The organism is Serratia sp. BW106 (genome assembly GCF_002607755.1).
Classification (GTDB): Bacteria; Pseudomonadota; Gammaproteobacteria; order Enterobacterales; family Enterobacteriaceae; genus Serratia; species Serratia proteamaculans.
In genome coordinates this window covers 1-12617 of sequence record NZ_MCGS01000055.1, presented here as the reverse complement: position 1 = coordinate 12617, position 12617 = coordinate 1, and the positions used below count along the sequence as shown (strand labels likewise).

5 protein-coding genes are annotated in these 12617 nt (G+C 49.5%); 3 read left to right on the top strand and 2 right to left on the bottom strand.

Annotated elements, in window-relative coordinates:
• Window positions 1-57 precede the first annotated feature (57 nt).
• The gene (gene gltP / locus BEI65_RS25485) at window positions 58-1374 is read right to left on the bottom strand and encodes a glutamate/aspartate:proton symporter GltP (protein ID WP_099065616.1); all 1317 of its coding nucleotides are present in this window, start codon (window positions 1372-1374) and stop codon (window positions 58-60) included.
• Between the two features lie 831 nt (window positions 1375-2205).
• Between gltP and acs the strand changes: the two genes are divergently transcribed.
• The 3 genes from acs (at window position 2206) to actP (ending at window position 6215) form a co-directional block, all read left to right on the top strand.
• Window positions 2206-4164, top strand: a complete 1959-nt coding sequence (gene acs / locus BEI65_RS25480) for an acetate--CoA ligase (RefSeq protein WP_099065615.1) — start codon at window positions 2206-2208, stop codon at window positions 4162-4164.
• Between the two features lie 90 nt (window positions 4165-4254).
• Window positions 4255-4566, top strand: a complete 312-nt coding sequence (locus BEI65_RS25475; protein ID WP_099065614.1) for a DUF485 domain-containing protein — start codon at window positions 4255-4257, stop codon at window positions 4564-4566.
• On the top strand, window positions 4563-6215 hold the full coding sequence (gene actP / locus BEI65_RS25470) for a cation/acetate symporter ActP (RefSeq protein ID WP_099065613.1): 1653 nt from the start codon (window positions 4563-4565) through the stop codon (window positions 6213-6215). The genes BEI65_RS25475 and actP overlap by 4 nt, the downstream gene beginning before the upstream one ends.
• Before the next feature lie 84 nt (window positions 6216-6299).
• Here actP and BEI65_RS25465 read toward each other — a convergent pair whose 3' ends face one another.
• Window positions 6300-12203: a LamG-like jellyroll fold domain-containing protein gene (locus tag BEI65_RS25465; protein WP_099065612.1), complete on the bottom strand. Its 5904-nt coding sequence runs from the start codon at window positions 12201-12203 to the stop codon at window positions 6300-6302.
• Between the last annotated feature and the right edge of the window lie 414 nt (window positions 12204-12617).

The window sequence follows — 12617 nt, the reverse complement described above, 5'->3', positions numbered from 1 at the left end:
TTAAGTGAACGGTGTTAGCCACTAGGCGGGTTTTCCAATCATCGCGCAGAATGGCGATTAAGACTCTTGTATCTGTTTCATCTTGCCGGACAAGAACTCTTTCTCGAAAGCCAACGCCTTTTTGCTGTCGAACTGATGCTCCCATTTAGCCACCACCAGCACCGCCAGCGCATTGCCCACGACATTCAGTGCGGTACGTGCCATATCCAGGATGCGATCTACGCCAGCAATAAACGCTAAACCTTCCAGCGGGATCCCTACACTCCCCAGGGTCGCCAACAGCACCACAAAGGAAACACCCGGCACGCCGGCAATGCCCTTAGAGGTAAGCATCAACGTCACCACCAGCACAATCTCCTGGCCCAGAGAAAGCTCAATGCCGTACAGCTGGGCGATAAAGATGGCTGCAATGCTCTGATACAGCGTCGAACCATCCAGATTGAAGGAATAACCGGTCGGGACCACAAAACTGGTGATCGCCTTGGGTGCGCCATAAGCCTCCATCTTTTCAATGATGCGCGGCAACACCGTTTCCGAGCTGGCGGTAGAGAAAGCCAGGATCAGTTCGTCCTTCAGAATACGGATCAGCGTCCAGATACGCAGGTTACAGATGCGGGCAACGGCACCCAATACCACCAGCGCAAAGAAAGCGATAGCGAAGTACACCAGCAATACCAGCTTGGCCAAGGGTAACAACGAGGCGAAACCAAAATTGGCGACCGTCACTGAGATCAAACCAAACACCCCAATCGGCGCATAACGCATGATCATATGGGTGACTTTGAACATGCTTTCCGAAACGGCTTTAAACACCTTCAGCAGCGGCTCTTTGGTTTCTTTCGGCAATGAAGACAACCCAAGACTAAACAGCACCGAGAAGAAGATAATCGGTAGCATGTCGCCTTTGGCCATCGAAGCGAAGATGTTCGACGGAATCAACGACAGAAGGGTGCCAACCAGGCTGTGCGAGCCACTTTGCACCTGTTCGGTGGTTTTTTGATACTGCGAGATATCGACCGCAGTCAGCGTCGACATGTCGATGCCGTGACCGGGTTGAAAAACGTTAGCCAGTGTCAGCCCCACCACTATGGCGATAGTGGTGATCACTTCGAAATAAATAATGGTTTTCAACCCGAGACGGCCCAGCTTCTTCGCATCCCCCACACCGGCAATACCCACAACCAGCGTAGAAATAACGATCGGCACCACAATCATCTTAATCAGGCGAATAAATATGTCACCGGCCGGACCAAGAATATTACTGACCAACCACTCTCGTGATTCAACCTGATTATGGAGCACGGCTCCGACGATAATACCCAGCACCAGCGCGATCATAATTTGCCAGGCAAGACTTATTTTTACACTCTTCATACCCTAAAAGTCCTCAAAGACTCTTTTCGGCACATTTATAGTAATGCGCCGAAAAGAATAATTAATCATTTAATACAGGCTTATGTTAATGACAAGCAAGCGCTCACCTGCCCTTAGTGTGACGCTGTTTAAATCTTTACCATTTGAAAGGCATAGTCTGCAAGCCTTGTTTCATCAGGTCTCTGTGTAATATTTAACCGCATTAAATTTTAATTTTAATTCTAAATGGCATAATTCACTGTTATTAAAAGCATAATTTTATGTGATGCAGGTCACGGAATACTCTGATGGATTAATATTTACACCTGATGAAAATGCGTTAATTCCCACTAAACTTGCATATTTAGTCCAATGAGGATGTTTATATTATGTTGCATTAAAGTTTTCAAAATGAAAATCCCTGACAATATGCCCCTATACCTCCATCATATTTCAGCCGGAAAACTTCAAGTAAGTTTATTTATTAGTGAAGTTGGCTGACTATCCAATTATTAATATCAATATCGAATATTAACAATCAGCCATGTTCCAAAATGATTTACTCGGGATTTAATACCGGGTGTATGACATTAACTATTAGCAATAAAAAGTGAATTTATTGGCGGGTTGTTTATTCTTTTTAGTTCTTTAGATAGCGCTTTCTGGCAAAAACCGCCTATCTAAGCGTTTCGTCCCACCAAGCGGGTGGATGCCCAACGCAAATGAGGCAGAACTATTACAAATCAATATCTTCGTTGCGTGATCTGCCGCGCAAAAAAGAAACAAAGAATCGGAGCAAACTATACTTAACCTTCAGTTGACATATTATTAACAACTTCAAGGAGAAAAGCCATGAGCCAAGTGCATAAACACGCTATTCCTTCTGCAATTGCAGAACACGCCCTGATTAATTCGACACAATATCAACAATATTATCAACAGTCTGTGCAAGACCCAGAAACGTTCTGGGGCGAGCAGGGAAAAATCCTGGACTGGATTAAACCTTATAGCCGGGTCAAAAACACCTCGTTCGATCCGGGCCATATCAGCATTCGCTGGTTTGAAGACGGCACCCTGAACCTGGCGGCTAACTGCCTCGATCGCCACCTGGCCGAACGCGGCGACCAAACCGCCATTATCTGGGAAGGTGACGATCCCACTCAGTCAAAACAGGTGACTTACAAACAATTGCACCATGATGTCTGCCAATTCGCCAACGTGCTGAAAAAGCTGGGCGTGAAGAAAGGCGACGTCGTGGCTATCTATATGCCAATGGTGCCGGAAGCCGCCGTCGCCATGCTGGCCTGCGCCCGTATCGGGGCAGTGCATTCGGTGATCTTTGGCGGTTTCTCTCCGGAAGCGGTCGCCGGGCGCATTATCGACTCCAACTCCAAACTGGTTATCACCGCTGACGAAGGCCTGCGTGCTGGACGTGCCGTCCCGCTGAAGAAAAACGTCGATGACGCGCTAAAAAATCCAGGCGTAAAAAGCATCACCAACGTGGTGGTATTCCAGCGTACCGGTAAACCAGGTTACTGGCAGGAAGGGCGCGATCTGTGGTGGCATGAACTGACCCAGGATGTTTCGGCCGACTGCCCACCGGAAGAGATGAATGCGGAAGACCCGCTGTTTATCCTTTATACCTCCGGCTCGACCGGTAAACCCAAGGGCGTGCTGCACACCACCGGCGGCTATCTGGTGTATGCCGCCATGACCTTTAAATACGTATTCGATTATCACGACGGCGACGTGTACTGGTGTACCGCCGACGTCGGTTGGGTCACTGGCCACAGCTATCTGCTGTACGGCCCGCTGGCCTGCGGCGCCATTACGCTGATGTTCGAAGGGGTGCCAAACTACCCGGGTGTTAACCGTCTGTCGCAGGTGATCGACAAGCATCAGGTTAATATCCTGTACACCGCACCGACCGCCATTCGAGCCCTGATGGCCGAAGGTGACAAGGCGATCGAAGGGACCAAACGTGACTCGCTGCGCATCATGGGTTCGGTTGGAGAGCCGATCAACCCGGAAGCCTGGGAGTGGTATTACAATAAAATCGGCAACGGTAAATGCCCGATCGTCGACACCTGGTGGCAGACCGAAACCGGCGGCTTTATGATCACCCCGCTGCCTGGCGCCACCGAACTGAAAGCCGGTTCCGCTACGCGACCATTCTTCGGCGTACAGCCGGCGCTGGTCGATAACCTCGGTAACCCGCAAGAAGGTGCCTGTGAGGGTAACCTGGTGATCACCGACTCCTGGCCTGGCCAGGCTCGCACCCTGTTCGGCGACCACGATCGTTTCGAGCAAACCTACTTCTCCACCTTTAAAGGCATGTATTTCAGCGGTGACGGCGCACGCCGTGACGAAGACGGATACTACTGGATCACCGGTCGCGTCGATGACGTGCTTAACGTCTCCGGTCACCGTCTGGGCACCGCCGAGATTGAGTCAGCACTGGTCTCCCACCCGAAAATCGCCGAAGCGGCGGTGGTCGGCATTCCACATAACATCAAGGGCCAGGCGATTTACGCCTATATCACGCTGAACCACGGTGAAGAGCCCACGCCTGAGCTGTATACCGAAGTGCGTAACTGGGTACGCAAAGAGATAGGGCCGATCGCCACGCCGGATGTCCTGCATTGGACAGATTCACTGCCTAAAACGCGTTCCGGCAAGATCATGCGCCGCATCCTGCGCAAAATTGCCGCCGGCGATACCAGCAACCTGGGGGATACCTCAACGCTGGCAGATCCGGCCGTAGTCGAAAAGCTGTTGGAAGAAAAACAATCAATGAAAGTTCCGTCCTAATTTCCGCCGCCTCAGGCCGATCAGCGGGAAGCCCCCGATGGTCGGCTTCAAGCGCGGCGGACTCTATCAATACCTACTGGAGATGCTCTGATGAATGACACCATTTATCAAGGGATTGAGGAAAACCCGCGCTTTATAGAATTAGTGCGAAAACGTAGCCGCTTCGCCTGGCTGCTTTCACTGATTACACTGGCACTGTATGTCAGCTTTATTTTATTGATCGCTTTCGATCCTCAGTGGTTGGGCACGCCGATCGCCGAAGGATCAACCATTACCCGCGGGATCCCGGTAGGCGTAGGCCTGATCGTTGTCTCTTTTGTGCTGACCGGGATCTACGTATTCCGCGCCAACGGCGAGTTCGATCGCCTGACTGCAGAAATCCTGCGTGAGGTGAAGAAATGAAGCGTTTACTGCCTGCCGCCGCCCTGCTGACGCTACCGGGCCTGGCCTTTGCCGATGCCATTGGGGGGGAAGTTCAGCGTCAACCCTTGAACATTCAGGCGATCGTCATGTTCGTGCTGTTTGTCGGCGCTACGCTATACATCACCTACTGGGCTTCCAAACGCACCCGCTCACGCCAGGATTATTACACCGCAGGTGGGAAAATTACCGGTTTGCAGAACGGTCTGGCGATTGCCGGCGATTTTATGTCAGCCGCCTCTTTCCTCGGTATTTCCGCCCTGGTGTATACCTCTGGCTATGACGGGCTGATTTACTCCATCGGCTTCCTGATCGGCTGGCCAATCATTTTGTTCCTGATTGCAGAACGCCTGCGCAACCTGGGCCGTTATACCTTTGCTGACGTGGCTTCTTACCGACTGAAGCAAAAGCCGATCCGCACCCTCTCCGCCTGTGGTTCACTGGTGGTGGTCGCGCTGTACCTGATTGCTCAGATGGTGGGCGCCGGTAAGCTGATCCAGTTGCTGTTTGGCCTTAACTATCACGTGGCGGTCATCCTGGTCGGTATTTTGATGGTGCTGTACGTGCTGTTCGGCGGCATGCTGGCGACCACCTGGGTGCAGATTATCAAAGCCGTGCTGTTATTGGCTGGTGCCAGCTTTATGGCGCTAATGGTGATGAAATCGGTCAATTTTGACTTCAATACCCTGTTTGCCGAGGCCGTGAAGGTTCATCCGAAAGGCATCGCCATCATGAGCCCTGGCGGGCTGGTGTCCGATCCTATTTCTGCACTCTCACTGGGGCTGGCGCTGATGTTTGGTACCGCTGGTCTGCCGCACATTCTGATGCGCTTCTTTACCGTCAGTGACGCTAAAGAGGCCCGTAAGAGCGTGTTCTATGCCACCGGTTTTATCGGTTACTTCTACATCCTGACCTTTATTATCGGCTTCGGTGCGATCCTGTTAGTCGGCCCTAATCCGGTGTTCAAAGACGCCACCGGGGCACTATTGGGTGGTACCAACATGGCGGCGGTGCATTTGGCCAACGCGGTGGGCGGCAACTTCTTCCTCGGCTTTATCTCGGCGGTCGCCTTTGCCACCATTCTGGCGGTGGTTGCCGGCCTGACGCTGGCAGGGGCCTCTGCGGTATCTCATGATTTGTACGCCAGTGTAATTAAAAACGGCAAGGCGACTGAACGTGATGAACTGCGGGTTTCAAAGATTACCGTGGTGATCCTGGGTATTGTGGCCATTGCACTGGGGATTTTGTTCGAGAAACAGAATATCGCCTTTATGGTCGGACTGGCCTTCTCGATTGCTGCCAGTTGTAACTTCCCGATTATCATTCTTTCGATGTACTGGTCACGCCTGACCACTCGCGGCGCGATGATCGGCGGTTGGTTAGGTCTGCTGACGGCGGTGATCCTGATGATCCTCGGCCCAACCATCTGGGTGCAGATCCTGGGACACGAGAAAGCCATTTATCCTTATGAATATCCAGCACTGTTCTCGATGCTGGTCGCCTTTATCGGTACCTGGCTGTTCTCGGTGACCGACAGCTCATTGGCCGGGCAGCAAGAGCGTGAACGTTTCCGCTTCCAATTTGTACGTTCACAAACCGGCCTGGGTATTTCCCAGGGCAGTTCACATTAACCATAAACCAGCGGGTTCAGCATGCTGAACCCGCTCTTATCGCATCACCAAGACAAGGCAATAGGCTCTTTCCTGTCAGTGACTTTACTCTTCAAGCCCCCGACTGCGCCTGGTTAAACCTATGGCTTCAACGCCACGTGTAATCGATTCATTTTGCATATACAGCTGCCAAATGAGACCGGAGCGATAGTTTTCCAGCATGATCACGCTGATCCCTTTTTCCAGGCCGTTGACCGATGAAGCGTACCAGTGTGGCGTAACATCCAGGCTGTACCCGCTGTTAAAACCATATTTCCCCCAGGTATACGGGTGATTTCGGTAATAGTTTTGCATGGCTGCCAGTGACTCTTTTGGCGTGAACACCATTGCCCCTACCGCACCGGAGATCACCATGGTGCCATCCGTATTGGCAGCGGTTGCCGGTGGCGCACCATAGTTGCCATGATAACTGCCATCCGGCCCCTGGCCCGCCGATAACCCCCATGAGTCAGGACCGAAGGTTTTGAAGTTATCCTGTTCATCAATGCTGTATTGGCGACTGATTTGCGAGCTAAGCACCCCGTCATTAAACCAGTCATCACCCAGCTTATCGACCTTGCCACGGAAATCGACCCAGGCATTCGAGAACTGATTGGTAAAACTGGACCCGAACCAGGTGTCAAATACCGGTTTACTGCCACGATAGGATCGCTTGTCACGACCAATGCTATAGAACATATCGCCACTGACCGGATACGTCGGGGAACCTGCCGCCAGAACATACATGCTGGCTTGCTCTACCGGACCTGACCATTTGATATCATGGAACCCGCCGCCATTTTCCGGGAACCAGGCCATATAAAACTGATTGGTCTTGGCATCGCGGAACCATGGCCATTCGACCTTATGATAAATCTGGTCCGCCATTTGTTTTATCTCACCACCGAAGTATTCGCCGGCAACAATCACCCCATTCAGCGCCAGCGTGGTATCAATGGTTGAAAGTTCAGAAGTCCAGGCTCGTTTCCCGGTCGACTTGTTCAGGAAATGATAGAAGAACCCCTTGTGCTGTTCGGCATGGTTCAGCAGCATATTCAGCGTGCCCACCGTGCGGGAAACCCCTTCTTCTCTGCTAATCCACCCATTATCAATGCCAATCGGAATCGCCGACAAGGCAAAACCGACCTGTGCCACATTACAAATTTCGGATGTTTTCGAATCGCTCACCAATCCGTAACCAGGGCTGGCAGGATCACTATTCGCCATTTCCCAGAAGAAATTGAAGCTTTTTCTGGCTTCCAGATCAATCAACGCTGAATCGCTAATCTCACGAACCGGCGGCTTTTCCGTATCAAAAACTTGCAGTTCATAGATGGAAGGTAAATCGCTTGCTGCCGTAATATTCAGCCGGATTTGTGATGCTTTAACGCGCGGGAAATAAAGTTTGGCCTGTGGGCCAAGGGTCGTTCCCTGATAAACCGGTAACCACTGCCCGTTTTGCAGAATTTCAAGGGTAAAAGCACTTACCCGAGACTCATACTCTTTAATCTGCACCAGATCGACATTAATCTCGTTCCCAAAATCCACAGTAAGCCATGCGGGCAGCGGAAGGTTATGAGATGCCCAGCGGCTCCCGCCATCACCATCAATGGCTTTATCCGCCGTATACTGTGCCTGGTTAAACCATATGCTGCTGGCACTGGCCTTGGCAGCGATATCCCACAACAGGTTATAGCTTGGTCGCACCTCAAATTGGTGCGTCACCCCTTTGATGCCGTGAGGATAACGTTCCTGAATATAAAGTTGAGAATGTTCCAACAATGGCGGTAGCTCAAGTTTGAAACGGCCATCATCAGCCACCAAACCGCTCAGCGATACCCCGCTGTCCGTGGTAATTTCAAGGGAGCTACCCGGCGTTGCCGCGCCCATTAAATAACGACTTTTATCGGTAACGCCTTGGTTATCCAGGGTGAACGCTGCAACCACCGTCACCTCACAAACGGCAGAATAGGCACCGTCAGCACTGGTGACCGTTATTTGGGTGAGACCAGGATGGAACGCCGTAACCACGCAAGAGGTTTCATTCACTTGCAAGCCAGCAACTTCTTTGTGCGTATTGCCCCAGTTCAGGTCCCCGGCATTCACTGCCTTAATATTGGCGATTAAAGTAAAACCTTTACCGACTTCCAACGTCATCATCTCTTCATTTAGCGTGATGCCAAATGGATCGTCTTGCGTCTGCTGCTGCTCTGTTAATTTCGGCAAGATCTCGCGTCCTTGCTGAGTGGCTACCATCGCATCCTTAATATGCAGGCCGTGCTGAGCTGAATGTCTGCGCGTTGTGAAGGTAAATAATGCCTGCCCGGCAGGTAACGGCTGGTCAGAGATAAACACCAAACGTAACCTTTCTGCCGTCAGTTCCTGACGCAATAGGGTAATACCCGCCAAATGAGGAGTAACCCGCTCTACCAGAGTATTCTCCAATTCGATAGTCAAATCACCGGCACAAAGATCGTATTCGCTATTTTTCAGCGCCAGCTGGTAGCTAGCGACACTATTCGAAGGTGTATTCACCACTTTGGTCATTACCCATTCCGGCAGGTCGGCATCTGACAAATTCTCCTGCGCCGCAAACATACTTTGTAAACCTGTCTCATTGCTGACGTAGGGAATATTCAAAGCATGTAGCACCATACCGGCAATATCTTTAGTCGATCCCCCTGAAACAATTTTTTCACCCCGCGTTTCTCTCGCCACGGTTCGACCATTCGCCGCGATAAAGATGGTTCGCGCCATGGCGGAATTTTGTCCATGACTAAAATTCTGAGTTTGGGTTCCATCGACTTGTTCAGTGCCACCACCATGATCGGGCGAGACAATCACCAGGGTATCTTCACGTAAGCCCTGCCGATCCAACTCACTGAGCAGTGTTTCTATTTGTTTGTCGGCAGTGGCTAATGCCTGATAGTACGCAGGGCCATAATAGCCATTCACATGCCCGGCCAAGTCGATCTCGCTCAGATGAACCATCATGAATGCGGTATCTTTCAACTTGCCTGCAGCAATATAAGCCGTAGCCTTGTTCACAATGGCCTCGTCATCACCCTTGACGCATTCCACCCCGAGCGAAGGCTCAATCAAACTGTTGGCAATGGCCTCCCAAGAGACGTAGGCCGCAAGCTTACGGTTTGGCATCGCCTGGCGCAGCCGCTTGAACAACGTCGGATAGGGGCTATTTTCCGGATAATAACTTTCAGCAGCCACACCATTGGTAACCCCGTGTTTACTGGTATCTACACCGGTAAGTATCGCGCCCCAGTTTGGGGCCGAGTCGGATGGCATGACTGACTGTGCCGTGTAGGTCACCGCACCATGCTCGATCACTCCTCGTAAACATGGAATACCTAACCGATCACCAACAATTTCTTTTTTTGCATCGACTGAAGGCCAATAAGGGGCTTGTGGGCTCACACTGGCACCCGCACCATCCATGCCAATAAATAACACTCTCTTATAAGGCATAAAAATAAGCTGTTCTGCAATTCGGGTTTGCTGCTCAGCGGGTGCGCCAATAACGTCAGCCAGCGTGATCACGCCATCCTGATTGCGATCCAGAGATAATGCCGGATTAATAGTCACGTGATGCGTTTCTGCATTCAAAGAATCAATCTGATATAAGCGACCATTTTCATAGAACTGACTATTCAATAAAGAGAATGCACCATTACCCAATACAGCGGTGGTGTTGAAACGTAATTCCCCCATTTTCGTTTTTTGCCAGTCTAGAGGATCATTATCATTAAATGTACGACCGCCATAGCCGCTGATTTTCAAAATCCCCCCATCAGCCACCTGCACAGAGATATCTCTACCGATAGCCTCAATAAATTCAAATGATGAAGGATCATAATGAAGCTCACTGGTGAACTCATCAATCACGTTGACCATATTTTCGGTACGCAAATGCAGATTGAGCGTAAACGCAGAGTCCGCTACCGTTTGTTCTGCCCCAACTAATGCCAGGCTACCGCTAAATTTCTCTGTTAACGGTTTAACGACGAGATCACGGTATTCCTCGTAAAATGCCAGCACCTCTGGTGCACTGACGACTCGGTTGATAATCCGTAATTCATCAATCTGCGTTTCGTTACTTAAACGAAATTGGCCCTTGGCATCTGCACCAATAGCGATATCCAGAGCCGTTGTTGTATCACCCGAAGAGCGAATATCAATCTGTCGTTGCAGTACTCCATCTTTATAAAAACAAGCATTGCCAGCACGATCGTGACTCACCGTGATTTGGTGCCATCTGCCATCAGCCATATGGATCGGGTGGTCCGCGCCAATATCGTAACGACTTGCATTACTGCCTTTCCAGTTCCAGCTCAACGTATTTTCATGGATGCCCACCTGCCAGCCTGGATTGCTGCCACTGTTCCAGTCTTTATTCGCGATAATCGTTTGTTCTTGATTCACCGTTGGGGAGTTTATCCAAAAACACAGGCTGAAATCACCGGCTAAATCGTTTGGTAATTCTGCATTGGGGACAGTGAGGAAGGTTTTTCCGTCGAACAGAAATGCACTGGTGGCAAAGTTTGGTGTATATGCCTCTTTGCCGTGAGCGATAGCATGGTAGCCTTTATCTGTGCTTTCATTCAAAGTGCCATCAAACGAGTAGTGAAGGGTTTTAAGAACAGGAACAAGCTGTTGGGCATAAGCTTCATACTCCTGTTGAATCTGCTGAGGGGAAATAACAGTGTTTGATATCTGAACACGGTCAAGCAAAGCATTTTCCAGGCGGTACTTACCCCATCCATCGGCGCCAATATTGAAATCCAAATGAGTATTGGTATGGCCACTGCCGGCGATGGAGATACGTTTTATCTCCTGCCCATCGATATAAAAAATAGCGTCTCCACGCCTATTATGCGTAATAGCAACATGGTGCCATTTAAAGTCAGCGATGAGAATATCACTGACATCTAACCGGCCACCATAAATACCTTTCCAGTTCCATCGCAGTTTTTCACCACTAATACCGATAACCCAACCTATATTTCCACCAACACTCCAGTCTTTATTCGAAAATATAACACCCTCATATTGCGCATTGCTCTTAATCCAGAAAGAAACGCTGAAATCCCCATCCAGCGCCGGGAACAGCTCACTTTGAGGCAGTGTAATATAAGATTTCGTCAACTTAGCCGCTTTGCCGTCAAAACCACGAACAAAGCTAATATCTCCGGCAGCCACACCATGGTAGCCTTGGTCTGAACTGTCTTTCAAATCATCTTCAAAGTTCATCAATACTGCTAATGACTTTTGTAGTTTATCTTTTAGATCATAAAATCTTTGCTTAATTTCCTCGTGGCTTAGGAGCTTATCATGGATCTCCAACTCATCCAGATGACAACCATCCAGAGAATATTTACCCAGCGCATCAGCCCCAATCACCGTGGCATAGTTACTATCAATATTGCCAGAGTTGGCAATGTTAATGGTATAAACCTCTTCTCCATCCTTATAGAAGACAGCGTCACCCTGACGATCAAACGTAACGGCAACATGATGCCAACGGTTGTCTGCAATTTTAATGTTTTGTTCAGCTCCCAGGTCCAGGCGGGATCGGGAGGCACCTTTCCAGTTACAAACCAAATAATCCTTATTAATACCCAGCAACCAACCAATATTAGAACCTTTCCCCCAGTCTTTATTAGAGATAATTACGCCATCACTTGATGTACCAGATTTAATCCAGAATGATAGACTCAGGTTACGATCGGTAGAGAATAAAAATTTATCCTTCACCAAAGAAATAGAGCCTTTTTCGAAATATCCGTCCTGACCAATATTGTTTTTAGTGAGAACAATATTTCCCGTGACTTTTTCTATACTGTTATTACCTGAAACATCTTTAATTTCCGTATTAAAGTCTATTCTTGCCAATAAAGCAGCCGTTTTATCAGCATGTTCCCTCAGGGATACGGTTTCTTTATATTCTTCGCTCATATTATTTCACCTACATTTTAAAAGGATTTAAAAGTAGGCCGACAATATCATGAGGGTATTAAGACGAAAATTTATCCATGCCGTGTGGTAAATCATACAACCAGGTTTATATATTAGAAGGGATATCTCAGAAATAGCGGGCGAAGAATATAGCGTGATTTATGTGATGCACATTGAAGACTGGGGTGAAAATTGAGGGGAATGACGGCAATTCTTTCTTTCGCACACAGCAAAAAGCCCCATGCTTTCGCATGAGGCTTTCGACTTTAATTGATGCCTGGCAGTGTCCTACAATACTCGTCTCATCTTGAGACTCTCCCCTTCGGGGCCGCCGCAAGCGGCGTTAAAGCCCGTTCCCGACGGGCTTTTCGCATGCCCATGCTCGAACAGAACGATATGCGACAGATAAAACAA

Excerpts from the sequence above, each read along its gene's own strand:
- gltP (WP_099065616.1), bottom strand. The coding sequence starts at position 1,374 with ATGAAGAGTGTAAAAATAAGTCTTGCCTGGCAAATTATGATCGCGCTG.
- acs (WP_099065615.1), top strand. The coding sequence starts at position 2,206 with ATGAGCCAAGTGCATAAACACGCTATTCCTTCTGCAATTGCAGAACAC.
- BEI65_RS25475 (WP_099065614.1), top strand. The coding sequence starts at position 4,255 with ATGAATGACACCATTTATCAAGGGATTGAGGAAAACCCGCGCTTTATA.
- actP (WP_099065613.1), top strand. The coding sequence starts at position 4,563 with ATGAAGCGTTTACTGCCTGCCGCCGCCCTGCTGACGCTACCGGGCCTG.
- BEI65_RS25465 (WP_099065612.1), bottom strand. The coding sequence starts at position 12,203 with ATGAGCGAAGAATATAAAGAAACCGTATCCCTGAGGGAACATGCTGAT.